Origin of the sequence: Acinetobacter indicus CIP 110367 (assembly GCF_000488255.1) — a bacterium.
Taxonomy (GTDB): domain Bacteria; phylum Pseudomonadota; class Gammaproteobacteria; order Pseudomonadales; family Moraxellaceae; genus Acinetobacter; species Acinetobacter indicus.
Genome location: NZ_KI530745.1, coordinates 567,074 through 593,201, shown reverse-complemented (window position 1 = coordinate 593,201; position 26,128 = coordinate 567,074). Strand labels below are relative to the sequence as shown.

The following is a 26,128-nucleotide window of genomic DNA, read 5'->3' as shown; positions in this document are numbered from 1 at the left end:
TAACTTTAATACAATGCAAGGTTTAAAGTGATGATTAGCATTGTGGCTTGCTTCTCCCCTTTAAACCTTGCATCAAAGATTAAAATGACTTTGCTAATCCAAAAGCCAGCGTATGATTTTCATTCTTCAAGTTTGTACCAACACTGGGTCCTGTACCTTTTTCTGAAGCGGATAAATCATATTCATATGCCAAATTTAGATCAGCAAACGGCAAACGATGACCATAGCCTACTGATGGCTTTATGTGTAATCGCATTAGTGTATGAATATCCTTATTCATTTAATGCACATCGTGCTGTATAAAGTCAATTATTTTAAAGGTCTAATTCCAAGACCGGAGAACGTGATCTAGAAACACAAATCACCATCCGTTGATTGGCTTGTTTTTCACTGTCACTTAAAACCATATCTAAGTGTTCAGGCTCACCACGAAGTACTGTGCATTCACATGCGCCACAAATACCCGCACGACAAGAAAATGGTACCTCTATACCGAGGGATTCAATGGCATCTAAGATGGACTGCTCAGGTTTAACAATAATTTCATGACCTGATTTTGCTAATTTCACAGTAAATTCAGAAATATCCTCTACTGATTGGGTTTCAGATTTAATTGGTTGTGGTGCATTAAACCATTCAAAATGTACTCGTTCTGCAATCGCCACTGAGACTTCTTTTAGGGCAAGCATCAGGGGATTTGGTCCACAGCAATAGATATGGGTATGTTCAGCAACATCTTGTACAATTTGTTGTAAGTCCAACAAATCTGCTTGTTCATCATTAAAATGAAAATGAATATTTTCTGCCTGATTAAGCGTACGCAGACTTTCATAAAATGCAGCACGTTGTCGATTGCGTACAGAATAATACAATGTCCATTTTTTTTGATGTGCAATACACCAATGAATCATTGAAAGAATTGGAGTAATTCCAATCCCTCCTGCAATAAAACAATATTGTTCAGCATCAACCAACTCAAAATGATTACGTGGTGTGCCTACGCTCAGCACATCACCAAGCTTTATTTTTTGATGAATAAACGCCGAACCACCTTGACTATTTAGATCCAAACTCACAGCAACTACATAACGATCACGCTCTGCAGGTGAGTTTAACAATGAGTAATGTCTCGTCAGTCCATTCGCAAGATAAATCTCTAAATGTGATCCTGCTGTGAATGGTGGAAGTACTTGTTTCTTTTCATCTCTAAGTTCTAGGAGTAAGATACCTTTGGCTTCACATTGGATATCTGTCACTTTGAGCTTTAATTTTCCTAATGTCATAACCACCACTTCCTTTTAGTGCGATGAATATGAAGTACTTAACAATAAGCACTTCACGATGGATTGATAATATTTAAGCTTGATTTTGTTGTGTTTCTTGATTAATCAGCTCTAAAAGTTTTTTACGTACACGTACAGGTGCAATATCGTTTGACATTAATACTGGGTCTAAAGAAAAGAAATCTGTAGTTTCCATCTCTGTCTGTACTGCTTCAAGTAGCGGTACATCTTCATCTTCAAATGCACGATGCATATTCTGAATTTTCATCACATTAAAACTTGCATCTTCTTCGATATGATTACGACGTGTCGCAAAGAAATAGTGCGTTGTAGTATCAGTTTCAGGTGTTGTAGTATGTAAATCATATTGATTTAAGTCATCTACGCCAAACTCTCCATTTTGTACAGCAGCAACAGTAAGTTGAATATGCGACGGTGCCGTCCATATGATGTTAAAATATTGTTGAGCTGATTCTTGTGGATCTGGCAACAATGGTGCAAAAATCATCATTGCAGGTTGTTGCTCCCATTCCCAACGTGCAGAAATACTATTATGTGTTTCTGTAACTTGTGGAATAATTGGTGACAGTTTGCCCCGCGTTGTAATAATCTCACCATGTACATGATCGATATGACTTAAATCCATCACGTTATCGGTTAAGAGTTCAAAATTGCATTTCACATGCATATAAGTATGACCAACCGAATTTGGATGTCCTGACACTAGTTCGCTGTAATCCGGGATTAAATTCTCGTCTACTTTTTCTGTATTACCCATCCAAATCCAAATAAAACCATAGCGTTCTACTAAAGGAAAAGCCTGTACTATCGCTGCAGTTGGGATGTGACCTTTCCCATGAGGATTATGTATACATTGACCAGTGCAATCAAATTTTAAAGCATGATATGGGCAAACCAATTGATCACCTTCTCTTCTCCCTAAACTTAAAGGTGCAAAACGATGAGGGCAACGATCATGTAGCGCAACCGGCTTACCATCTTCAGTACGATAAATCACCACGTTGATATTCATAATTTTGCGCTTAAATAGATTAAATGCATCAACATCGGTTGAAAGCGCAGCGACATACCAGCAGTCTTTAAAAAAAACATGCTCAGACTGAGTGTACGTTTTAAAAATCATCTTATTCATCTAGCATCTCCTTGCTATATTTATTGAACTATTTCATTTAACTCATTCCTTTGTAGATGAGTTTAAAAACGCTTTCAAATATCAAATATCTCTGACAGGGATACTCTGAAGGTATTAATTCTAAATTATAGATTTAACTAACTATGAATAATGGGAATTTAAATACTAGACCTTGAATCAATCAGGCTTTATTGCACAAAGATTTGAAAGGCAAAGCGCCCCTAATTGAGCCAAATTTAAGGCGTAACTTGGGTAAGTGGTCGACCTAATTCAGTAAATCTGTTCAGGACAGTTACACATGCATGAATCTCTTTGACTTGGCTTTCAAAACTCCTTGCACTGAGTTTATCTCCTAATAATTTAATGCAGTGCATCTTAGTTTCAACCAAACTTCGCCGATGATAGCTTGACCATTTTTTCCATAGTGTCCTGCCTAAACGTGCAACTGTTCGAAGTAATTCATTTCGCTATCGCGAGCTACTCTTTGTATCTTTCCATGGTTTCGCATTTTTTCTAGGTGGAATCTCCGCATGCGCTTGCCGATCTGCAATGACCTGACGGCATTGCTTGGTGTTATAAGCTCCATCGGTATAAACAGAGTCAATCCGCTCATCTTGTGGAATCTGATTACGTAAATCATCAAGCACCTGTGAATCACTGACATTATTGGTTGTGAGCTGAATAGCACGTATTTGTAAGGTTTTAGCATCTATACCAATATGTAGTTTACGCTGTTAGCGGCAGTGTAAAACTGCCCTCCTTGGTTAATATAACGGTCATTTTGGACTGCTCAACATGTTAACTTTGGAGCAAGCAGTGACAATCCAATGAGTGTTGCCTATCAGCAAGGTAAATTGAAAACCTATATGCTGCGTGCGGTACTGGGATCAAAGTTACTGATTATCGATGAAATTGGTTATTTACCGTTTGGACGTGAAGAAGCGAATCTGTTCTTTAACGTGATTGCCAAGCGTTATGAAAAAGGCAGTACGATATTGACGAGTAACTTACCCTTTAGCCAATGGTCTAAGTCGTTAGCAGATGATGTTAGGTTGACCGCAGCGATGTTAGATCGGCTATTACATCACTGTCATGTGGTACAAATAACGGGTGAGAGTTATCGTTTGAAGGATAAAAAAAGAATTGGGTTCAGCCTCAGGTTGAAACTTAATACGAGATCAAAGGGGGCAGTTTTAGAATGCCGTTGACAGACAGCTTATGCAACAAAGCCTATATTAAATAATCCACGGATAATCTATAAATCTTTTTTCCTCAAATTTTATAATTTTATCTGCATATTCGAGTGTTTTTTCAATATCATCTAAACCATGGATTAAAGTATGTTTAACTGAAGGATCTATATTAAATCCAATAGTCTTTGATAGAGTAATAATGATCATGTTCTCCAAATCCACTGTTATTTCCATTTTTTGTTTTAATCGAATTTCCTCACATAATTCATTAATCACTTCTTTATTAAGAACGATTAAGAGCATGCCATTTTTAATACAGTTAGAATAAAAAATATTCGCAAAACTTTCAGCAATAATGACTTTAAAACCGTATTCTGCTAATGCCCAAGGTGCATGTTCTCGTGAAGAGCCACAATCGAAATTACTACGTGTTATTAGGATACTCGCATTCTTATATTGGGGTAAATTAAGTTCAAAATCTGGATTTAATGGACGATGCTGACAATCTATACCTAGATATCCTTGATCAAGATAACGCCATTCATCAAACAAGAACTGACCTAATCCATTTTTGTTTACAGATTTCATAAACTGTTTTGGCATGATGGCATCAGTATCGACATTATCTCTATCTAAAATTGCAACTATCCCAGATTCAGTCTTAAATGGTTTCATAAATATAACGCCTAGGATCGGTTAAAACACCATGGATTGCAGTAGCTGCTGCCGTTGCTGGACTCATGAGGTGTGTTCTCCCACCTGCACCTTGTCGACCTTCAAAATTACGATTAGACGTTGATGCACAACGCTCCTTAGGATTTAAGTGATCATCATTCATGCCTAAACACATTGAACACCCTGGCGAACGCCACTCAAAGCCGGCTGCCAAAAATATCTTATCAAGACCTTCTAGTTCAGCTTGTGCTTTTACCTTCCCAGAACCTGGAACAATCAATGCTTGCTTAAGCGTCGAAGCAATTTTTTTATCTTTGACAATATTTGCTACGATCCTCAGATCTTCAATTCTAGAATTAGTGCAAGAACCGATAAATACCTTATCAAATTGAAGATCTGATAATTTAGAACCTGACTCTAACCCCATATATTGGAGTGCTCGCACAACACTCTTTTGTTTTACAGGATCAACATAATCTTCAGGATATGGGATTATGCTGTTAACAGAGCATGCCATATCAGGTGAAGTTCCCCACGTAACCATAGGTACAACTTGAGTAGCATCTATCGTAAATATCCGATCAAATTTTGCATTGTCATCGCTATATAAAGTCCGCCAATAGTCAATTGCTTGGTTAAGTTGCTCGTCAATTGGGCTAAATGGTAATGTCCTCAAATACTCAATCGTTACATCATCAACAGCAATAATTCCTGTACGAGCGCCTGCTTCAACTGCCATATTACATAATGTCATGCGAGCCTCGATAGACATTTGATGAACTGTATCACCTAAGTATTCAATCACATGATTAACCGCACCTGCAGATCCAATATTTTGAATAATATATAAAGCAATATCTTTTGAATAAACACCCTGATTTAATTGCCCATTTATATAGATACCATAATTTTTAAACTTCTTTAGCCACAAACTTTGTGTCGCCAGAATATGTTCAATCTCTGATGTACCAATACCGAATGCTAAAGCTGCTAATGCACCATGTGTTGAAGTATGTGAATCGCCACATGCGATCGTCATACCCGGTTGAGTCAGCCCCAGTTCAGGACTGACAACATGCAAAATACCTTGGTTCTTGCTAGCATAAGGAAAAAAATGTCTAGCGCCTGTAAATTCAATATTTTTTGTCAATAAGGCGACTTGCTCTCTAGACAACTGATCAGGAATTTCAGCATGAATATTAAGTGTGGGGGTATTATGGTCCGCTGTAGCAACAACACTTTCAGGTCGCCACAATGAACGCCCAGCTTCATATAAACCCTGATAAGCCTGTGGACTAGTCACTTCATTAATCAATTGACGATCAATATAAATCAGTCCTTCACCATTTTTATCTTGCTCAATCAGGTGGCTGTCCCATATTTTGTCATAGAGTGTTTTTGCCATCATTTATCCTTAAAATTCACAATTAGTCTGATAAATAACCCCTACCCAGCATATTTTTTTCTAATTTCATCATTTGCCTCACCCAATATTGGTGGTGCTGTGACTTCTAATGGACGTTGACCATCAAAACTGATTGGCGATCTGATAGTATGCCATTCGCCACCTTCTGGGTGATTTGCTTTAATCTGAATTTGTAACTGCTTTACTTGAGGATCATTAATTACTTCTTCTGTATCATACATTGGAGAATGTGGTACATCCTCTAATTCCAATCTTTTACACCATTCTTCTCGACTTTTTTTATTAAATATTGATTGTAGATAGCGCATAATCAAATCTTGATTTTTAATGCGTTCACTTCGATCCTGAAATAATGTTTGTGTTAATAATTCAGGCTGATCAATAGCATTCGCCAAACCTTGCCAAAACTTTTCTGGCGATGACATATGTAATGCCAACCATTTTTTGTCAGAACACTCAAGTACATAAGATTGTGAAACCGCAGGTCGACTATACGGCCCCATAACTTCTTGTGCAGAAAACAAATGTGTAAAAGCATCAAGATTAAAGTGACACATTGATTCCAGCATAGACAGTTCAATCGTACGTCCTAGACCCGTATTATGCCGTTCATACAAAGCACCTAATATACCGTAAGCAGCATAAAAACCCGTCAATGAATCAGCAATTGCTGGACCAACTACCCGAGGATTTTCAGGGTTAATCAATAATTTTAAAAAACCACTTGCAGCTTGTGCAACAGTATCATAAGCGGGTCTAGATGCAGCAGGTCCCTCTTTCCCAAAACCACTAATAGCACAATAGATTAACTTTGGATTAAGCTCACGTAATCGTGTCTCACCAACATTTAAGCGCTCTGCTGCATTCGGACGAAAATTTTGAATATAAACGTCAGCATCTTTAATAAGTTGATCGAAAATGGCTAGATCTTCTGGTAACTTTGTATTTAATGTTACGCTTCGCTTATTACGATTATAAGTTTGAAAATGTGGACTATACAAACCCCCTTTGAATGCACGAAATGGATCGCCAGTTTGAGGTTGCTCCACTTTTATCACTGTCGCGCCCAAATCGGCAAGCAACATTCCAGCATTGGGACCCGTAATGAACGTTCCTTGTTCAATGACTGTCACACCATCTAATACACCTTTCATATTAAAAAACTCCTATATTTTTTTAATTTATGACTTAAAGTTTTCAGGAACTGTACCTGTATATTGATATTCGCGTGTCGCCTGATAAGACAATGCAAAACCAACAGGCTGTTCTTGTTCTTCATAAAGATGTGCAATAAGACCTGCGCAACGAGCTAAAATTGGAATGCCACGTAAAGCTTTTAAAGGAAAACCAGCGCCAAGTAATACTGCAGGAATAGCCGCTGATACATTAAGTTTGAGTTGTTTACCTACAATTTCAGGGATCACCCTTTCTACAGCATCTGCAATAGCAATAAATTCTAAATTTGAACCTGCATTTTCTGCGACTTTAAATAATGCTGTTACCCTAGGATCGCGCTCTTTGTGCAATGGATGTCCGTATCCAGGAATAGCTTTCATTTCAATACGATATTGTTTAATAATTTCTGTTGCAGCTTGTTCAGCACTATGACCTTTTAGCATCAGATTTCTTATATCTGTAAAAAATTCTCCAGCATTCGCTGAAGCACCTAATATCACCGAACCACAACCCAGCAGACCTGCTGCAACGGCACCCTGTAATGCTTCTGGCGATGCGGCAAAGGTCATACGTGCTGCTTGTACACTTGGTACAAAACCATGTTCAGCAATCGAAATTAATGTTGCATTGACTACTTCTAGTGTTGCTTGATTTGGTTTTTCACCCGTAAGTAAAAAATAGAAATATTCGGTAAAACTCATTTTACCAATGATGTCATTACACAAGTCAGAACCACGAACAATGATTGTTTCTTCATTCGATGTACAAATAGCACTTGATGGCTGTATCACCTTTCCTATTTTCATTTTCTTTCATCCTTTGTATAGCAAGATGTAAATATTCCTTGAGTCAGATATTAAAATATAGGGTTTACTTATACGATAAAAGTGATTATTTTAGATAAAAATAATTGATAACATCAATGGATTAAAACAGTATGGAATTACGCCACTTACGATATTTTGCAACACTTGCAGAAACGTTACACTTCACCAAAGCTGCTGAACGCTGCCATGTAACACAATCCACCTTATCTCATCAAATTAAACAATTAGAAGATGAATTGGATGTTAAATTATTTGATCGTGTTGGAAAAAAAATCTTTCTAACTGAAGTCGGAGACCGACTATTAACCGAAGTTATTCAGGCATTAAAACAAATTGATTTAGCAGTCAATGCAATACAAACACCTCCTGTACATATTTCAGGTCATATTCGCATAGGTACAACATATAGCGTTAATACCAACCTACTGCCTCGCTGTATTTCTGATTTTCTAGCTCGTCATAAGGATATCCGTGTTAGTGTAGAAGAGCTGCCTCAAAGTGAAATTTTAAAAGCTCTAGAGAATGATCAACTAGACTTAGGAATTGCTTATAAACCTGATGGTGAAAGCACGTTATGGTTTGATCCACTTTATACAGAGGAAATGGTTCTGATTGTTGCCAAAGAGCATTTATTAGCTAAACGAAAAAAAGTTCGTATGATCGAGTTAAATAATGTACGAATGGTATTACTCTCTAAAGTCTTCGGCACACGCCAGAAACTCGATTATTATTTTAAGACGATTGCTGCTGAACCTCTAGTGATTGCCGAAATGAATGCGATTGCTCCAATTGTCGAGTTAGTTAGAAATACTGATTTGGCTGGTATAGTTGCAAAAACAGCAATACATGATAACTCCGATGTATGCGCTATCCCATTAGAAAATCCACGACCAACGAGAACTACAGGATTACTTTGGAAAAAAGGGAAAACTGATGAAACTGTAGTTAAAGAATTTACGAACGTTATTCGCAATGTCTTAAATGGTACTAGCTCAAACCTGATCTGATATTTTACTGAACCGTACCGGGTTTGTCGGAGACCAACTTTCTTGAGAGAATGTCCCAATGACAAAACCAAAATATACCCCTGAAATCGGAGAAAGAGCGGTTCAGCTTGTGATTGAATCTGAAAAAGATTATCCATCGAACTGGGCAGCAGTTTCTGCAATTGCTCCCAAAATTGGCTGTAATCCTGAAACACTACGTATTTGGTATCAAAAATACTTAGATCAACAAAATCCTGTCAAAGTACAACAGATATCTGATCAAGAAAAAAATGAAGCAAATAGAACGTGAAATCAAATTAAAGCATGCTAATGAAATTCTACGTAAAGCAGCCGCTTTTTTCGGCCAGGCGGAGCTCGGCCGCCCACACAAATAATGGTGGATTTTATACATAATAATAAAGAGCTGTTCGGAGTCGAGGCGATTTGTAGAATTTTACCGATTGCCTCTTCAACCTATTACCGGACTTTAGATCTTACAGTAAATCCAGAACATCGAGTGAAACGGGATCTGCATGACCTTCATCATGCTGAACAAATTAAACGAATTTGGAAAGAAAGCTCAGGTCGATACGGTGTGCGTAAGGTCTGGCAAAAACTGAAACGTGAAGGCTATGTTATTGCAGGTTGTACTGTCGTTCGATTGATGAAAAATCTAGCTATACAAGGTGTTTGGCGTGGTAAGAATAAACAAACTACCCGTAGCCGAGATGATCAAAAATGAGCAGATGATTTAGGTGTTTAGTTGTGTGATTCATAGACATCATTTCAATATAATTGGTGTTTATGAACAGAGAAATTCAACAAAGACTCGTATGGGTTAAATTATTTGAAGAGATCAATGATGCTGGCCTAGTCTGTCGGAGATGTGGCATTTCTAGACCAACATTACGCAAGTGGTGGAAACGATATTCTGAGCAAGGTATTGATGGATTAAATAGTCAGAGTAAACGCCCATTAAAATCTCCAAATACTAAAATCAATGCTGAGCTAGAAGCCTTAATATTGGAAATGCGCTCGGCTAGAAATCTGGGTGCTCGACGTTTGCAAACAGAATTGATGAGGCTGCACGGAGTCTCGTTGTCCTTAGCGACTATCCATAAAGTACTCTCCACCCATCAAGTCAAACCGATTAAAAAATTCCGTCGTAAAGCAGATTTCATTCGTTATGAACGCCCATTACCAGGCGATAGAATTCAAATGGATACCTGTAAATTGGTTCCTGGGCTATATCAGTACACATCTATCGATGACTGCACACGATATCGCGTTTTAAGGATATATAAACGCCGAACAGCAGCGAATACGCTCGACTTTTTAGACTGCGTAATTGAAGAAATGCCTTTTCCCATACAGCGAATACAGACCGATCGAGGGCGGAAATTTTTTGCTGAAAAAGTACAGAAAAAATTGATGCAGCATGGAATCAAATTTAGGCAAAATAAACCAGGTTCACCTCATTTGAATGGCAAGGTAGAGCGCTCTCAAAAGACTGATAAATCTGAGTTCTACGCTACTGTCGATATTAATTCTGAAGATATCCAAGACAAGCTAGCCGAATGGCAGCATTACTATAACTGGATGAGACCACATTCAGCTTTGAAAGGTAAAACACCGATGGAAAGGTACTTTGAATTATGTGAAGAAACCCCTTTCTCTGATGAGGTCCAGAAGCAATACAACCCATCCAATGAACGGATTCAACACTCCAATTACAAGATGGATTTAGAGATCGCTAAATTGAAACGATCTCTATGAATCACACAGTTTAGTCCCGGCATTTGATGGATCGGATCAATCTTAAAAAGTTCAGGTTCATCTGTCCACGGCGCAGCGCTCCTGCAAATCCTCTGTTCTTGATCACCTTTAAAAACCGCAATCTAGGCGACTATCATTGACGTTTTGCATAACGGTAAAAGTACTCTCTCCAAAGACAAGAAAAGAAAACTTAAAACTACTAAGTTTAAAGAATTAAGCCAAGTCTAACTTGGCTTAATCTTAAGATCATCGTCTCAGTAAGAACTCTGAGTCGTTAGAATGCCCACACCATTTTTAAGGTGGTGGAATGTCCTTCAGGACGATGCTCCACTTCGGTTTCTTTCAGGAACTTCGCCTCTAATGACCAGTTATCCTGTTTGTATTGAATTGCAGGGCCAAATGCCAACGCCTGTCCTTTATTGCCAATACTGACACCATTCACGTCATCATCTGTGGTTTGTTTAAACACATAGCCTTCTAGTGCCAATTTCACTTGATCATTTAACTGATAACCGATTGCATAATCCCCAGCAAAATAATCGCCCGATTGATAGTTGGTATCGTCATTTTCGGTATTGAAACTATAAGACAGTTTGGTCGAAAACTCCCAACCTTGTGGCTGCAAATACGAGTAAGCCAAAACTGGCCGAATGGTGTGATAATTCTTGCCTAAATTCGCAATTACAGGACGTTGGGGATTGGCATTGTCATAATCTCCGGTAGCAAAAACACCTTCCAGACCTGCAATACTGTGATGGTTACCTTTATGCCAACCGAGCATAGTGCCCATCACTAAATCTCCCAGTCCACTGTTAGAATCCGACGCGCCCATCGCATTTAAACGTAAATTGACTAAAGGCTGTGCTGCATAGAACCCTAATTGCCCGCCTGCAATTTGTTGTGGGGTCATCCACACCAGACGTGGAATAAAGGCATTTACATCGACATGGAAATTGTCGGGACCATCTTTAAACTCACTGGCATGGTAATTTTGGTAGTAGTTCAGCAAATATACCCCAGGTGGTGGCAAAGCACCTGCAGCAATGCCTTCAGCACCCAGTGCAAAAGAGTCTAAACCGTTTTCAGTTGCACAGACATGCGTTGCTATACCGCTCAATAACATGAGTGCGTAGATTTTGTTTTTCATAGAACATCCTATTCAATGCCAATTTTGATGAAGTTTGCTTGCCATGTTGAATCTTTCATACCTTGGCAAGAAACTGAAGTGAGCAGCATCACCAAATGGCTTGATGAGGCTGGGGTACGCTGTGGAAAATTTGGAAAGTAGCGCTAGGGACGGTAAATTATGTGCTTGCGCGGCGACGTTCCACCTCGGTTGATGGTGCGTTATTTAGATCTTTGACCAATTCAAAGTTAAAGGTGATGTGTTTGAATGGCTTGTCTAAACCACGGCGCTGGATTTCTGCAGGATCAGTCACATCTACTGCTGTAACGACTAGGCCTTCACGGGTAGCAAAGGCAAAGTCATTCCAAAGATATTGGTCGCCTTCGATGTTAAATTGAGTGGTCAATTTACGGAAACCCGGTGCAGAAATAAAGTAATGCACGTGAGATGGGCGAATAGCGCGTGCTGTCATGGTCATTCTCCGTATTGAGGTGATTTGAGCCACAAGCGGCTCAAACCAAAATCCTTTTAATTTTTTTTAAAGCTTGAAATCACTTAAACTTTAGATATTAGACCTCTTGCGAAAGTATAGTTTTATCTAATTTTTGAATTTGCTAAAGCCTCATAAAACATAGCTTTTGGCTGCTTAAAATTTGACTAACGCAAGAAGTCTAATTTTTTCTATATTTACACCCACCCATCACCACGCAGGGTATTATTGGTTGCAACATCATCTTCCGCTATCCAACGCTCTAACATTTCATGTGCATTCGTCAACGCTGAACCCATCATCTCATCTGTAGAAGGTACTAATGTTGTCAATTCAACCTGCATACCATTCGGATCATGAAAATAAATCGAATAACAATAACCATGATCCGTTTCAAATGCCGATACGCCTGCTTCTTCTAAGCGCTTTTTGAAATACTGAATCGTTTCCTTCCCCTCTACCGTCAATGCAATGTGATGTGCAAATGGATTAATATCACTGAACTTATTAACTGACTGTGCCAAGGTTGAATCTGCATTCTTAAATTGAAAAAATGCGATACAACTTCCATCAGTCAACTCAAAAAAAGTATGAACATAATTGTCAGGCTCACCTGTTACTGGATTGGTGCGTTCAACCCATGTACCAATCAATGGCATTCCTAAAATATCTTCATAAAAGTGTCTAGTCTCTTCCATATCCTTCGCTAAAAAAGCATGATGATGTAAGCGTCCTACTTTATTCGCCTTACGGATCTCATGTACTGTCGCATCCGTCGCTTTCTCTATAATTTGCATATTCACTTCTTTTCTCCTTGTTTACATTATCCCATCATCACTACATGATTCAGGTGCTTATTTCTAAAAATCTGTTAAACATTTATGCACCCAAGTTTTAACCGCATCGTTCACTTGTTGAGGTGCTTCCATTGTTGGTAAATGACCAACATCTGGAATAATTAATAGTTGACTATCAGTGACTAATTCAGCCATTTGCTGATGAATTGAAACGGGTCTTACAACATCTCGATCACCTACAATTAATAATGTAGGAACGTTGATACTTTTAAGAATTTCGGTAGAATCAGTACGAGTAGAACCAGCATTAATATGCGATGCTAATTGCATAATAGAATGCTCACTAATCATCTTAATAATTTCATCAGTCAATAACGCATCACTTCGTCTAGTTTCAGGAATAAGATGTGGCAACCAAGATTTTGCCATTTCTGTCATTCCTTTTTCTTCTGCTATTTGCAACAATCTTTGTCGATTTAATGATTCTAATTTCCCTTTTTCACCATCTGGTGCTGCGAGATGTTCTGTAGAAATTAGACACATCCCTTTGACTTGATTTGGCGCAAGGTGATATAACTCCATCGCCACACGTGCACCCATTGAATGTCCCATAACCATGAAAGAATCATTCATGTGTTGCTTATAAATATGTGCTGCCATTTTTGGCATTGAATTGTGCAATCCATAATCCACAATGTGGCAATCAATATCTGAAATCAATGCTTGAAACTGCTCTGCCCAAGATCGCTCATTACAAACCATGCCTGGTAAAATTAACAATTTTGGCTTTTTACTATTTTCTCGCCGATCCTGAGCCATTGTGTGATCCATTTTCTTCTCCATGAGCATCCCTAATCGCTCTACACGTTCAATATAAATAGCAGAGACAATTATTAAAAATGATTTTTCCAAATAAGAATCATCTACAACATCAATCATTATTAAAATTTAATAATAATTTTTTATCACTATAATATTGATTTTTAAGTACTTTATTGCACAAAGATTTGAAATGCAAAGCGCCCCTAATTTAGTCAAATTTAAGGCATAACTTGGGTAAGTAGTCGACCTAATTCCGTAAATCTGTTAAGGACTACTACACGTGCATGAATCTCATTGACTTAGCTATCAAAACTCCTTGCACTGAGTTTATCTCCTAATAATTTAATGCAGTGCATCTTAGTTTCAACCAAACTTCGCCGATGATAGCCTGACCATTTTTTCCATAGTGTCCTGCCTAAACGTTTAACTACTCGAAGGGCTTTGTTGCACAAACCTATGTGTAAAGGCTTTTTCAGTAATATAATTTACAAATGAAGAAGCCTACACACAAAATCTACCGCACAACCAATTGGCCGCATATAACCGAGCACTCATGAGTCGCGGAAATATTGCCATTTGGTTTGATCCTGCTACGCAATGGTATGCTCCATCAAAAGGCAAACAAGGGCGAAATCAAACCTACTTCGACGCAGCCATCCAATGCTGCTTAATGATTAAATCCTTATTCCGTCTATCTTTACATATAGTCACTGGCTTTGTGCAAAGTCTGATTAAACTTTGCGGCTGAGCAGCCCCGAATATCAGTGATATTCGTATTCCACCATTTGTAGAAGACAAAAGCATATTGATATTGCAAGCAGCTACCAAAAAAGTAGCGTTGGGCAGCATCTACTCGTAGACTCTACAGGCATGAAGCTTCTAGGTGAGGGCGAATGGAAACGCAAGAAACATGGACCTGAATATCGTCGCCAATGGCGTAAACTACATATTGGTATAGATGCTAAAACCTTACAAATACGTGCTATTCAGCTCACAACCAATAATGTCAGTGATTCACAGGTGCTTGATGATTTACGTAATCAGATTCCACTAGATGAGCAGATTGACTCTGTTTATACCGATGGAGCTTATGACACCAAGCAATGCCGTCAGGTCATTGCAGATCGGTAAGCGCATGCGGAGATTCCACCTAGAAAAAATGCGAAAAAATGGTCAAGCTATCATCGGCGAAGTTTGGTTGAAACTAAGATGCACTGCATTAAATTATTAGGAGATAAACTCAGTGCAAGGAATTTTGAAAGCCAAGTCAATGAGATTCATGCACGTGTAGCAGTCCTTAACAGATTTACGGAATTAGGTCGACCACTTATCCAAGTTACGCCTTAAATTTGACTAAATTAGGGGCGGTGCATTTCAAATCTTTGTGCAACAAAGCCCTTATAAAACTGAATTGAGTGGTCTAACTAACGGAACCACATTAAACAGACACCAAATCAAATGGCAGAGGACTTTTGCAAGTTGGCTGCCTAAAATCTCCCAAGTGAAAGTCTCCTACAAACTCAGCACACATCATACTTTAAAAGATAATTGATCAATGAGTCTATTGATACGATAGATCATATTTATGAAAATTAATCATTTTCATTGCTTAGATAGTTCGATTAAGTTTATTCGTAATGGAATGAATACTAATGTAATGGAATAGAACCGTAGTATTATGTAATTGATGTATTTTCTTCAAAATACTTAGCATTAGCGTACATAGCTAGTCACCTCAATGACTGCAATACCACGTTTTAACATTATATTAATGCTTCCTTTCAAATTATTAATCTGAATGATTTTTATGTACTGTGAATTCTATTTCTTTATTGCGAAGAAATAGGAATATATAACTGTTACAAAGGTTCAAGGAATTTTGTAATAAAGAATGGAGTCAATATGAACAATCTCATTAATGAAGTTTTAATTGTAGGCGCAGGACCAACTGGCTTAATTCTTGCCAATGAATTATTACGCCGAAAAATTCCAGTTCGTTTAATTGAAAAAAGAAATGGACCTTCTCATACTACACGCGCTATGACTATTCACGCACGTTCTATGGAAATGTTTGAACACATGGGACTTGCACATCGTTTAGAAGAAGTGTGTCTTAAATGTCCTGGTAACATCTATCATTTTCCTCATCTTACAGATGATGACTGTCCAAGAACAGATTATCGTGTTTTGCCAACTCGCTTTGCTTTCTATTATAAAATTAATCAGAATGATTTTGAGCAAGTATTACGTGAACATCTTTTTTCTCAATATAGCTTAAAACCAGAATATCAGACTGAATTAACAGCCGTTAATCAACACGAAAATGCCGTCACCGTAAATATTACTTTACCAAACGGAGCCGTTCAAGAAAAAACCTATCCTTGGGTTGTCGGATGTGATGGTGTTCGTAGTTTTGTTCGTGAAGCTGCTGGAATTAAATTTTCCGGTGAAGAAGTCGCTGTTATGGCAATGATGGATGTTGAGTTAGAGAATGTAAACTTTGATGATCGTTGGATGAATTATTATTTTAACGAAACTTTGTTCATGAATTGTACCAAACTACCAGGAAAATATTGGCGCATCTATATGAGTGATGCTACAGGTGAATATGTTCAAGCTGAAAACCAACAACAAGCATTTCAATATGTCGCAGATCAGTTAAATATTGGTTTTAAAGTAGGTAAACCAGAATGGGTTACAGCGTGGTCTGTGCGTAATGGAGTTGCTGATCGTTATCGTGAAGGTCGTTTACTCATCTGTGGAGATGCATCACATGTTCACTCACCATCTGGTGGTCAAGGAATGAATGGCTGTATGCAAGATGCCTTTAATCTAGGATGGAAACTAGCCTCAGTGTACAAAAATATTTCAAAAGAATCAATCCTTAACTCCTATGAGAAAGAGCGCAAACCAATAGGAGAACAAATCAGTGAAGGTGCAATGGCAACACATGAAATAGTCATGGGTTTTGGTATTAAACCAGAAGATCGTCTACATTATACACAAAAGCCAAATTGGGAAGCACATACAATTCGATTAGTCTCAGGTCTCTCACACAATTACTGTGCCGCCTCTGAACTTCCAAAAGGTCTTAGTAAACTCGAAGGACCTCAAGCAGGTGAACGTGCTCCTGATGCATTATTAATGGTTGAACCACAAAAGAGATTATACGATGTTCTTCGTCATCCATTGTTTACCTTGCTATATGTTCCTGGTCAGAACACGAATCAGAACATAGCTCTTGCTAGTCAACTTCGAGATACAGTTGACAACCTTTTTCCAAACATGGTCGTTAATTGTCTGATCTCTCAAACAAGTTCTAATACAGTACCATTTGATGACGACCGGGCGATGAAAGTTACTCAAAATACTCAGCAGATTAATTCACAAGCAAGTTTTGACTTTGATCATCACGTATCCAATGAAACCACAGAGATTTTCGAGCGTTATGCAATCGGAAATGAAGGTCGTTTTATTCTTATTCGCCCAGATCTTTACATTGCTATGACCTGTTTACCTGAGGAAGGAAATAAAATGCTAGAATATCTTGAACAATGGTTTACTATAACTCACACTGATACGCAATCACTATCAGAATCAAGCAGTAGCAATCATTATGCAAGTGCTTAATATACTAGTTCGTTTACATGTTTCTATAAAAGATCTAGGTCAAACTGTCGCTTTTTATGAAACTCTATTGGGTCAACAAGCACGCCTCAACGTAATTGTCATACCGAATGAATTTCAGGTAGTTCAAATTGCAAATATGTTACTGATTGGTGCAACTGAATCTTTTTTATCTATGGTTAAAGATATACAAGCTTGCTATTTAGTTGAAGATATCAAAGAAATTGCTACTAACCTAGTTAAGATGGGTGCAACTATTCAAGTCCCTTTGACAAAGATTACAACGGGAAGTTATATGATTATAGAACACCCCGATGGAATGAAAGTTGAGTATGTCGAACATACCAACAAGAACCCTTTAGACACTATGCTAAAGATAATTTAATGCTTGTTCAAAAAGACCTTATCAAATGATAAGGTCTTCTGTTATTTGAGTATGGACTGCCACCACTCTCCTATGTCAACGGCTTTAGGAGAAGTTGTAATTTTTCAAAAAGCTTGTAAACCACGTTAAAGCTTTCGACTTAACCTTCTTTTATGTTAAACCGTACCAGGGGTTTGTCGGTGACCAACTTTTCTGCGATGAAAAGCATCGCTTCGCAAGGGAACATCGAGCAAAACGAGATCTACATGATTTCATCATGCTGAGCAAATCAAACGAATTTGGAAAGAAAGTTCGGGGTGGTATGGCATTCGTAAAGTCTGGCAACAACTGCAACGAGAAGTTATGTTATTACGCGCTGTACAGTTGCTCGATTGATGCAAAAGCTAGGTATACAAGGTGTTTGGCGTGGTAAGAATAAACAAACTACCCGTAGCAGAGATGATCAAAAACGAACGAATGACTTGGTGAAATGGAATTTTAGTGCTGATCAACCTGACCACCTGTGGGTCGCTGACTTCACGTATATTCAAACCAAGTCAGGTTGGGTCTATACCGCATTTATTATTGATGTGTTCTCACGAGCAATTGTTGGATCAACACGTATGAATACAGATATGGTGCTTGATGCATTAGAGCAAGCATTGCATGATCGAGGCATGCCAAAGAACGTGATTCACCATTCCGACAGAGGTGTGCAATATCTTTCAATTCGTTATACCAATCGTTTAGAAGCAGCAAATTTAAGAGCATCAGTCGGTACGACTGGTGATTCATACGATAATGCTTTGGCTGAAACAGTGAATGGCTTATACAAAACAGAGGTGATTGAATATTTAAAAGCAGATTGGCAAGGTTTAGCTGATGTACAACTTGCGACACTCAACTGGGTAGATTGATTCAATAAAGAGCGTGTACACAGTGCACTGAGTTATGTATCACCTTTTGATTTTGAAGCAATGTACTATGATAAGAATAACCCGTTAGGTCAGGTGGCCTAACTTAAATAAAAAGTCTCCGACAAACCCGGTACGGTTCAAAAATAAAAAATTTCAAAAAATGGTTATTAAACTATAAGTCTGGTGAATTCTATAATTTGTAAAATGTTCTGTTTCAAGGGGCTTGGTTATATAAGATTTGTGAATGCTTTTGATCTAGCTTGTTTTTGATCGAGCAGGTTGTTGAGATTGAAGATCACACTAAATCCAAGCATTTCTCAATTGATTTAAGCCAAGTTTAACTTGGCTTAATCTTAAGATCATCGTCTCAGTAAGAACTCTGAGTCGTTAGAATGCCCACACCATTTTTAAGGTGGTGGAATGTCCTTCAGGACGATGCTCCACTTCGGTTTCTTTCAGGAACTTCGCCTCTAATGACCAGTTATCCTGTTTGTATTGAATTGCAGGGCCAAATGCCAACGCCTGTCCTTTATTGCCAATACTGACACCATTCACGTCATCATCTGTGGTTTGTTTAAACACATAGCCTTCTAGTGCCAATTTCACTTGATCATTTAACTGATAACCGATTGCATAATCCCCAGCAAAATAATCGCCCGATTGATAGTTGGTATCGTCATTTTCGGTATTGAAACTATAAGACAGTTTGGTCGAAAACTCCCAACCTTGTGGCTGCAAATACGAGTAAGCCAAAACTGGCCGAATGGTGTGATAATTCTTGCCTAAATTCGCAATTACAGGACGTTGGGGATTGGCATTGTCATAATCTCCGGTAGCAAAAACACCTTCCAGACCTGCAATACTGTGATGGTTACCTTTATGCCAACCGAGCATAGTGCCCATCACTAAATCTCCCAGTCCACTGTTAGAATCCGACGCGCCCATCGCATTTAAACGTAAATTGACTAAAGGCTGTGCTGCATAGAACCCTAATTGCCCGCCTGCAATTTGTTGTGGGGTCATCCACACCAGACGTGGAATAAAGGCATTTACATCGACATGGAAATTGTCGGGACCATCTTTAAACTCACTGGCATGGTAATTTTGGTAGTAGTTCAGCAAATATACCCCAGGTGGTGGCAAAGCACCTGCAGCAATGCCTTCAGCACCCAGTGCAAAAGAGTCTAAACCGTTTTCAGTTGCACAGACATGCGTTGCTATACCGCTCAATAACATGAGTGCGTAGATTTTGTTTTTCATAGAACATCCTATTCAATGCCAATTTTGATGAAGTTTGCTTGCCATGTTGAATCTTTCATACCTTGGCAAGAAACTGAAGTGAGCAGCATCACCAAATGGCTTGATGAGGCTGGGGTACGCTGTGGAAAATTTGGAAAGTAGCGCTAGGGACGGTAAATTATGTGCTTGCGCGGCGACGTTCCACCTCGGTTGATGGTGCGTTATTTAGATCTTTGACCAATTCAAAGTTAAAGGTGATGTGTTTGAATGGCTTGTCTAAACCACGGCGCTGGATTTCTGCAGGATCAGTCACATCTACTGCTGTAACGACTAGGCCTTCACGGGTAGCAAAGGCAAAGTCATTCCAAAGATATTGGTCGCCTTCGATGTTAAATTGAGTGGTCAATTTACGGAAACCCGGTGCAGAAATAAAGTAATGCACGTGAGATGGGCGGTTACCATGACGTCCCAGTTTGTTTAATAAAGCTTGAGTCGTACCGTCTGGTGGGCAGCCATAACCAACTGGCATGGTGGTTTGCGCTACATATTTACCTGCTGCATCACTAAAAATGGTACGGCGCAAGTTAAAGTCAGACTGGGTTTTGTCAAAGAATGAATAATTGCCCAAACTATTAGCATGCCAAACTTCGACTTTGGCATTTTCAATAATGTTGCCCTGTGTGTCAGTGACCTTACCTTCAATAATTAAAGTATCTATATGATCTGATTCTGAACCGTCATCCATACGCGCAAAACCGACTGATTCAGGTGCACCTGCAACATACAATGGCCCTTCAATGGTACGTGGTGTACCACCTGTCACGCCTGCTCTAGCATCGGCTTCATCGGCACGTAAATCTAGATAATGTTCCAGACCCAAACCTGCTGCAAGTAAACCAAGTTCATTGGCTTTGCCTGCGTCGGTCATGTATTCCAGACCTTTCCAGACTTCAGAAGGCTGAATGTCTAAATCTTCAATAGCTTGAAATAAGTCTGTTACCAAACGTACTACAATTTGCTGTACACGTTGATCGACAAGGCCTGTCGCAGTGTCGACGTTCATTTCTTTCACTAAAGTATCAATTTGTTGACGGTCCATGTAATCCTCCTTGTCTATTTTGGCACTGTAGAATTGAACAGTGCTATTTTTAGTTTTTGACACTACCTTCCAGTGTTGGTTTAAGTCAGTGCCAAAGCGAGTTTCTACGGCACTGAACGATGTCCTTAAGTTTTTTCTAATCTTTTTTTAAATATGTTTAAACAATGCAGAACGTGACTGACCGCTTGCCCCATCTGCAGCACTCAAGAAGCGCTCGGTATGAATATCTCGCTCAAATAAACGGCTTTGCATCAGGGTTGAAATGGCCGCATCAATCATCACCGGTGGGCCACATAAATAGGCCTTATGACCACCACAGCGCTGTTCAAAATAGTCAGCAACTGCTTCATGCACATAACCTGTAAAACCTGTCCAGCCATCTTCTTCTTTAGGCGCATTCAAAGCAGGAATATAGCGGAAGTTTGGATAGTCTTTGACCAATTTCTCAAACAGTTCTCGGTTATATAATTCCGCAACATCTCGCGCACCTTGGAACAGGTAGATGGTGCGGGTATCACCCGATTCAAGCAGGTCTAAAATCATAGATTGCGGGCTAGATAAACCTGAGCCACCAGCAATAAAGATCGCATCCTGTTCATCCGATTTACGTACAAAGAATTGTCCGTAAGGCCCTGAAATTTCCAGTTCATCGCCTGCTGCTAGCTGCTCATGCACATAAGTCGTTGCACTACCGCCCACCACATGACGGATATGCAATTCAATAATACCGAGTTCGCTTGGCGCATTGGCAATAGAAAACGCACGCGTGCCTTCAATGCCCGGGAATTGCACGTTAATGTACTGCCCTGCCTGAAAATCCATTGCGCGGTCTAACTGCAAACGCACACCTTTAATGGTTGGAGATAAGTCGCGAACTTCAATGACTTTGGCCTGATAATCTTGTACTAGATAACCCAGAAAATCAGGGTCTGCATCGACATCGGCTTCAATGGTCATGTCTGATTCTGGCTTACAGCAGCACGCCAACACTTTGTGTTCTTCACGCTCTAAATCCATCAGCGCGAAAGGTGATGCTTCGCCCACATCATAATAACCATCGGTGACTTGGACTTTACAAGTGCCGCAAGTGCCGTGCCCACAAGCAAATGGCAACCACACGCCCTGACGTAACGCGGCATCTAAAATGGTTTGATCTTCTTCAACCTCAATGGTTGTACCAATTGGCTCAATTGTGACTTGATAGCTCATCTGCGACCTCCTGTCTTGCACTTACTGTCTGTGCTTTGCTGTCTTTATCTAGTTGTGATCTTGCTGTTTTAAACGTGTGCGTCCTTGTACCCATTCAGCCCTGGAGTTACAAAGCGCAGTAGTGATTTATGATCGAAGCCAATTTCTGCCAAGGTCTGTTCAGGGCGTGGCTGAATCGCCTGTTTGTTCAGGGTAAATTGCACTTTATCCCATTTAATTTTTTCAAAGTCAGGATGTTGATGAAAACCCGCTTGCATTTGCTGATCCAAAAACTCCTGAAAAGTTTGCTGCGGCGAAACCAACATGGCGTGTGCAGAACAATATAAAGTGTGATGATCCCAACCCACATAAATCAAAATATTGCCGCTATAGTGTTTTTGTAGATCGCGTGGTTCAAAGTCGTAATCTGGGCGAATAGCGCGTACTGACATGGTCATTCTCCGTATTGAGGTGGTTTAAGCCGAAAATGGCTCAAACCAAAATCCTTTTAATTTTAAAGCTTGAAATAACTTAAACTTTATATATTTACCTTAGATATTGAATGCGAGTTATGCCGCATCACCTTTCCATTTTCTCCAACGTTGCTGGTCTGGCGAACCTTCAATATCCAAGTTATCTGCACCGACATTAAATCGATAATATTCGCGCAGCATGTTTTCCAAATCTAAGCCACCACAGTTGCCTTGTAGAATTTGGTTAACTGGTAACCATGCCTGCACATATTTTTCAGGTTCACGTTCAAAAATATCGTGACAACCATCTGAACAAGTGTGGTAACGATCGCCTTTATAAACAGACTCACGATAAGCAAACATGGTCGGATCGCCATCCATTTCGGTGAATGTCATTGGCACTTGGCAAATCTGGCACAATTGCGGTAAGCCTGCACTGTAGAAACGCTTACCTTCTGCTTCCATCTTGCGTGCGATTTCCCACTTTGGACGGTAGTATTTGTCAAAGGTATCTGGATATTTTTCAGATAACCAATCCATTTCCTGATCGGTTGGAATCCATGTATGGAAACCTGCTGCATGACCGAAGTTATAGAAAATCCACCATGCCTGATGCGACACGTGTTCTTTTTCTTTGGTAATCACTTCTGAATATTTCGGCATACGAATACCATAACGGCTCAAGTCCTTAAATAACGCACCGCCCGCTTCTTCAAAGTAAGTTTCCCACGCTTCCTTCCACGACATCACTTTGTTTGGCAGCATGTAGTCCATCATCATGCCAACAATCGATAACAAACGTGTCCCACGCCAGAACCACTTATCAATCCACTCCTGTACGATTGGCACGTTGTCTTCGTGTTGTTCTAACAAGAATTTCACAATTTCTAGACCTAAAGTCATGTGACGTGCTTCATCGGACTGTGCACTAAAACCAAAGGTTACGGTTGCCATATCGCCATTGTGTGCCGCACCCGACATGAACGGTACGAACAACAAGTTGGTCAATACATATTCAAATGCAAAACTGATCGCCAATAAGAACTCAAACGGCCCTGCAGAACGGGCATCTTCAAAGAAAGATTTTGGTACAGACAAGTACCAAACGCGGTCATGCATGTGCGACCAATCCTGAAAACCATCAAAGAATTTGTTGTAATGGCTCATGGCATGAATTTGTGTCTGCACGTGACGCAATTCATCAATCGACTGCATTTGTGATGCGATACGTGCGCCCACACCACTGAACTGACGCCCCACATGCGCATAACCTTGGAATGCCTGATATTCAAGCGGAGTTACCGCAGTTAAAAACAGTTTGATGGCATTTAAGTAACGTTCATTGGTCACGTTCATTTGACCATTGTTTTGTGCAAAAGCATCAAAAATCGCGTAGAGTTTTTTCTCTTTTTCTGCCTGATATTTCCAGTAAGCATCCATGGTTAAACGGAATGGATCTTCCCATTTAGACCAGTCTGTAATTTTAATGCCTTCAAATTCTTCGTATGGAAAGGCTTCTTTGCGGTCTGCATAAGAAAAATCCCAATCCAAGTCACGAGTGAGTGCGCGATAACGGTCTTTGGCATTCATTTTTTTTGCTGGGGTTTTGACTTGTGAATTCATGCTCATCATCCTTAAATTTTTTAGCGGCAATCTATGCAGCAATATGTTCTGGTGGCACTGCACTCAAATTGGCTCAGTGCGCATCCTTATTCCTAGTTCCAGTGCAAACGGAAACTGTCGTCATCTTCTTCGACGTTGCCGCCCAACGTAATCATGTTGAGTTGTAAAGACTGAATATCCCAATCTTGTCCAAGTTTTTCAGATACCGTTTCTGCTTTAACAATCAGACCTGTTTCACTTTCTACCCGAATCATGGCTGGCAGATATTGAATCGTGGCATCTGGGTTGTCTTCTTCAATCGCTTCAATGATGTAGCGCGATGTGTCATTGTCCTGTAATGCCAGATAAACCTTAGACATGCTGCTTCTCCTTAAGCCTGCAAAATTTGTTCAAGTTCGATGCCAATTTTTTTACTACGTTCCAGCAGTTTTTGTTCTGCAATGTCGACTGCATCTGCAGACAACGCCTCAGCTGCCCACACTGCAAATGCCGCTTTCACTTCAGGTAAATATTCGGCTAACCATTGGCTCAACAATTGTTTGTTATGTGCAGATTCTGCTGCTGCGGTTTTAAATACGCTGTCTGACCATTTGCGCAAATCTGCCATAGCTTCCTGCATAAATTCCATCAGCATCGCTAAGTCACGTGCTTGATGCTGTGCTAACCATTGATCAAATTGGGTGTAAAACAATTCGCTCATAAAACTGTCAATCACCAAGTTTTGTAATAAAAACAGTTTGAAATAGTCTTGCTCGGTCAAACTAGTTTCACATAGCTTGCGCAGTCCTTGCCATGCTTCATCTTGCATCCATGCTTGTTTGGCTGGAATTAAAGATTCGCCCGTGTTGCCATCGAGTGCCAAACCGACACGTGAGATGTACTGCGCCATACCTAAACGATCCATCGCAGCATAAATACAGGCTTGGCTCAGCACCGTGCCGTAACCATAAGCACTGCCCGACATCATGTGTAAATTGGCAGTTTGCTCGATATGACGAAACGGCAAAAACAAGGCAATCACTTTGGCTTTGACGCCTTCAGAAATATGCTCTGCCAACTGACGCTTTTCAAAAAAGCTAAAGTTACTTTCAGCAATGTCCTGCAAACGCGCACGATGCTGCACATAAGTTCCGTAATAAAATTGACGTGGGTCTTTAAATGCGTACCAATCCTGCATTTCAATTGCAGTATGGGTTTTATCATTTAAGGTTTTTTCAGGTTTCCACAGCGGACGATAGTGAAAGTTGGTTTCCGGCTGAATATCAAAACTGACTTCCTGATAACGGGTGGCTGGCTTGTTGCCAAAACGACGCTCAATATAGGCATAGTTTTGACGAATTGGCTCAATACCCGCTGTTTTAATTTCTAAAGTCATCGCTTATCTCCTTAAGCATTCAGTGTTGATCTTCATGATCAATGTTGTATCGCTGTGCACCGACTAAAGTGTCATGTTCAATGCCGTAACGCCATTTGTCTTCTTCAGCATCATTTACGGCTTGCTGTTGTTCGCTCATTTCCACCACTTGATTGGTTGCGCAGAACTCGCGGAATGCTTGCTGCGGTAACACCAACTCCACATATAAAGTAGGATCGTGAATGGCAAAGTCGAACTCGACAAATCCGGCATTAATATCACCCGTCACTCGAATATATTTGGTTAAGGGCAATGCGCCTGTTGCATCCTTCATATTGTTCTCCTACAAGATCTGATTCATTCAGAGCTTGCTTCAGTTGCTTCATGCATCTGTTGCTTACTTTTACTATTACAACAAGCGTGCCAACTTTATAAAAACATTGAAAAACAGCAATTTAAAAAATCCGAGTGTTTTTATAAGAATTTGAATTTCATGATTTGATGAATTTTTATG

The 26,128-nt window shown here is 39.6% G+C and carries 23 protein-coding genes, 6 pseudogenes and 1 other annotated feature; of the genes and pseudogenes, 8 read left to right on the top strand and 21 right to left on the bottom strand.

Translation table 11 applies throughout. The features are described 5' to 3' along the window. Positions 1-79: 79 nt before the first annotated feature. The 4 genes and pseudogenes from P253_RS15720 to P253_RS15385 all read right to left on the bottom strand — a co-directional run. Positions 80-280 carry a hypothetical protein gene (locus P253_RS15720; RefSeq protein ID WP_155757082.1) on the bottom strand — a complete coding sequence of 67 codons (201 nt, stop codon included), beginning with the start codon at positions 278-280 and terminating at the stop codon, positions 80-82. A 34-nt stretch (positions 281-314) separates the two neighbouring features. Then, entirely contained in the window at positions 315-1,283 is a 969-nt protein-coding gene (locus P253_RS02885; RefSeq protein ID WP_016658302.1) for a PDR/VanB family oxidoreductase, read from the bottom strand. 73 nt (positions 1,284-1,356) lie between these two features. Further along, the gene (locus tag P253_RS02880) at positions 1,357-2,436 is read right to left on the bottom strand and encodes an aromatic ring-hydroxylating oxygenase subunit alpha (protein ID WP_016658303.1); all 1,080 of its coding nucleotides are present in this window, start codon (positions 2,434-2,436) and stop codon (positions 1,357-1,359) included. Positions 2,437-2,672: 236 nt separating this feature from the next. Then, positions 2,673-3,167 (bottom strand): annotated as a pseudogene (locus tag P253_RS15385) (IS5 family transposase); the annotation flags it as partial. A gap of 96 nt (positions 3,168-3,263) precedes the next feature. Between P253_RS15385 and P253_RS02870 the strand changes: the two are divergent. Then, positions 3,264-3,607 (top strand): annotated as a pseudogene (locus P253_RS02870) (ATP-binding protein); the annotation flags it as partial. Positions 3,608-3,671: 64 nt separating this feature from the next. On the opposite strand, the gene leuD reads toward P253_RS02870, so the two are convergent. The 4 genes from leuD to P253_RS02850 are packed head-to-tail and all read right to left on the bottom strand — an operon-like array spanning position 3,672 to position 7,712. Next, complete coding sequence (gene leuD / locus P253_RS02865) at positions 3,672-4,304, bottom strand: 3-isopropylmalate dehydratase small subunit (protein ID WP_016658305.1); 633 nt, start codon at positions 4,302-4,304, stop codon at positions 3,672-3,674. After that, positions 4,291-5,712, bottom strand: coding sequence for a 3-isopropylmalate dehydratase large subunit (gene leuC / locus P253_RS02860; RefSeq protein WP_212749372.1), 1,422 nt, complete (start codon positions 5,710-5,712; stop codon positions 4,291-4,293). Before leuC ends, leuD begins: the two co-directional genes overlap by 14 nt. Positions 5,713-5,750: 38 nt before the next feature. After that, the gene (locus P253_RS02855) at positions 5,751-6,884 is read right to left on the bottom strand and encodes a CaiB/BaiF CoA transferase family protein (RefSeq protein ID WP_016658307.1); all 1,134 of its coding nucleotides are present in this window, start codon (positions 6,882-6,884) and stop codon (positions 5,751-5,753) included. Positions 6,885-6,911: 27 nt separating this feature from the next. Beyond that, positions 6,912-7,712 (bottom strand): citryl-CoA lyase, encoded by an 801-nt coding sequence (locus P253_RS02850; protein WP_016658308.1) that lies wholly within the window; start codon positions 7,710-7,712, stop codon positions 6,912-6,914. Between the two features lie 131 nt (positions 7,713-7,843). Here P253_RS02850 and P253_RS02845 point away from each other — a divergent pair, with 131 nt between their 5' ends. From P253_RS02845 to P253_RS02830, 3 genes and pseudogenes are all read left to right on the top strand, one after another. After that, a complete protein-coding gene (locus P253_RS02845) occupies positions 7,844-8,740 on the top strand; it encodes a LysR substrate-binding domain-containing protein (RefSeq protein WP_016658309.1) in 897 nt (298 codons plus the stop codon). A 58-nt stretch (positions 8,741-8,798) separates the two neighbouring features. Then, positions 8,799-9,458: pseudogene (locus P253_RS15380) on the top strand (IS3 family transposase); the annotation flags it as partial. Further along, positions 9,072-9,188: a sequence feature (AL1L pseudoknot), on the top strand. It overlaps the preceding pseudogene by 117 nt. Before the next feature lie 65 nt (positions 9,459-9,523). Beyond that, entirely contained in the window at positions 9,524-10,495 is a 972-nt protein-coding gene (locus P253_RS02830) for an IS481 family transposase (protein ID WP_023274404.1), read from the top strand. A 274-nt stretch (positions 10,496-10,769) separates the two neighbouring features. On the opposite strand, the gene P253_RS02825 is transcribed toward P253_RS02830, so the two are convergent. From P253_RS02825 to P253_RS15375, 5 genes and pseudogenes are all read right to left on the bottom strand, one after another. Continuing rightward, positions 10,770-11,642, bottom strand: coding sequence for a SphA family protein (locus P253_RS02825; RefSeq protein ID WP_016658313.1), 873 nt, complete (start codon positions 11,640-11,642; stop codon positions 10,770-10,772). 157 nt (positions 11,643-11,799) lie between these two features. Further along, complete coding sequence (locus tag P253_RS02820) at positions 11,800-12,126, bottom strand: dioxygenase family protein (RefSeq protein ID WP_409360279.1); 327 nt, start codon at positions 12,124-12,126, stop codon at positions 11,800-11,802. 182 nt (positions 12,127-12,308) lie between these two features. Next, on the bottom strand, positions 12,309-12,908 hold the full coding sequence (locus tag P253_RS02815; RefSeq protein ID WP_042119894.1) for a VOC family protein: 600 nt from the start codon (positions 12,906-12,908) through the stop codon (positions 12,309-12,311). A gap of 63 nt (positions 12,909-12,971) precedes the next feature. Then, positions 12,972-13,847, bottom strand: a complete 876-nt coding sequence (locus tag P253_RS02810; RefSeq protein WP_016658316.1) for an alpha/beta fold hydrolase — start codon at positions 13,845-13,847, stop codon at positions 12,972-12,974. Between the two features lie 101 nt (positions 13,848-13,948). Continuing rightward, positions 13,949-14,176 (bottom strand): annotated as a pseudogene (locus P253_RS15375) (IS5/IS1182 family transposase); the annotation flags it as partial. 45 nt (positions 14,177-14,221) lie between these two features. Here P253_RS15375 and P253_RS15370 point away from each other — a divergent pair. From P253_RS15370 to P253_RS02790, 4 genes and pseudogenes are all read left to right on the top strand, one after another. Beyond that, positions 14,222-15,077 (top strand): annotated as a pseudogene (locus tag P253_RS15370) (IS5 family transposase). Positions 15,078-15,632: 555 nt separating this feature from the next. Beyond that, entirely contained in the window at positions 15,633-17,360 is a 1,728-nt protein-coding gene (locus tag P253_RS02800) for an FAD-dependent monooxygenase (RefSeq protein WP_016658319.1), read from the top strand. Next, positions 17,347-17,742, top strand: a complete 396-nt coding sequence (locus P253_RS02795) for a VOC family protein (protein ID WP_016658320.1) — start codon at positions 17,347-17,349, stop codon at positions 17,740-17,742. Before P253_RS02800 ends, P253_RS02795 begins: the two co-directional genes overlap by 14 nt. 220 nt (positions 17,743-17,962) lie before the next feature. Continuing rightward, positions 17,963-18,740 (top strand): annotated as a pseudogene (locus P253_RS02790) (IS3 family transposase); the annotation flags it as partial. Between the two features lie 285 nt (positions 18,741-19,025). Here P253_RS02790 and P253_RS02785 read toward each other — a convergent pair. From P253_RS02785 to P253_RS02750, 8 genes are all read right to left on the bottom strand, one after another. Then, positions 19,026-19,898: a SphA family protein gene (locus tag P253_RS02785; protein WP_016658313.1), complete on the bottom strand. Its 873-nt coding sequence runs from the start codon at positions 19,896-19,898 to the stop codon at positions 19,026-19,028. A gap of 157 nt (positions 19,899-20,055) precedes the next feature. Beyond that, positions 20,056-20,976: a catechol 1,2-dioxygenase gene (gene catA / locus P253_RS02780; RefSeq protein WP_016658322.1), complete on the bottom strand. Its 921-nt coding sequence runs from the start codon at positions 20,974-20,976 to the stop codon at positions 20,056-20,058. 147 nt (positions 20,977-21,123) lie between these two features. Then, positions 21,124-22,185: an NADH:ubiquinone reductase (Na(+)-transporting) subunit F gene (locus tag P253_RS02775; protein ID WP_016658323.1), complete on the bottom strand. Its 1,062-nt coding sequence runs from the start codon at positions 22,183-22,185 to the stop codon at positions 21,124-21,126. Positions 22,186-22,253: 68 nt separating this feature from the next. After that, positions 22,254-22,616: a phenol hydroxylase subunit P4 gene (locus P253_RS02770; protein ID WP_016658324.1), complete on the bottom strand. Its 363-nt coding sequence runs from the start codon at positions 22,614-22,616 to the stop codon at positions 22,254-22,256. Positions 22,617-22,733: 117 nt separating this feature from the next. After that, complete coding sequence (locus tag P253_RS02765; RefSeq protein WP_016658325.1) at positions 22,734-24,260, bottom strand: aromatic/alkene/methane monooxygenase hydroxylase/oxygenase subunit alpha; 1,527 nt, start codon at positions 24,258-24,260, stop codon at positions 22,734-22,736. Between the two features lie 92 nt (positions 24,261-24,352). Beyond that, positions 24,353-24,619, bottom strand: coding sequence for an MmoB/DmpM family protein (locus P253_RS02760; RefSeq protein WP_004971969.1), 267 nt, complete (start codon positions 24,617-24,619; stop codon positions 24,353-24,355). 11 nt (positions 24,620-24,630) lie between these two features. Then, the gene (locus tag P253_RS02755; RefSeq protein WP_016658326.1) at positions 24,631-25,635 is read right to left on the bottom strand and encodes an aromatic/alkene monooxygenase hydroxylase subunit beta; all 1,005 of its coding nucleotides are present in this window, start codon (positions 25,633-25,635) and stop codon (positions 24,631-24,633) included. A 19-nt stretch (positions 25,636-25,654) separates the two neighbouring features. Continuing rightward, the gene (locus tag P253_RS02750) at positions 25,655-25,948 is read right to left on the bottom strand and encodes a phenol hydroxylase subunit (protein ID WP_016658327.1); all 294 of its coding nucleotides are present in this window, start codon (positions 25,946-25,948) and stop codon (positions 25,655-25,657) included. Positions 25,949-26,128 lie beyond the last annotated feature (180 nt).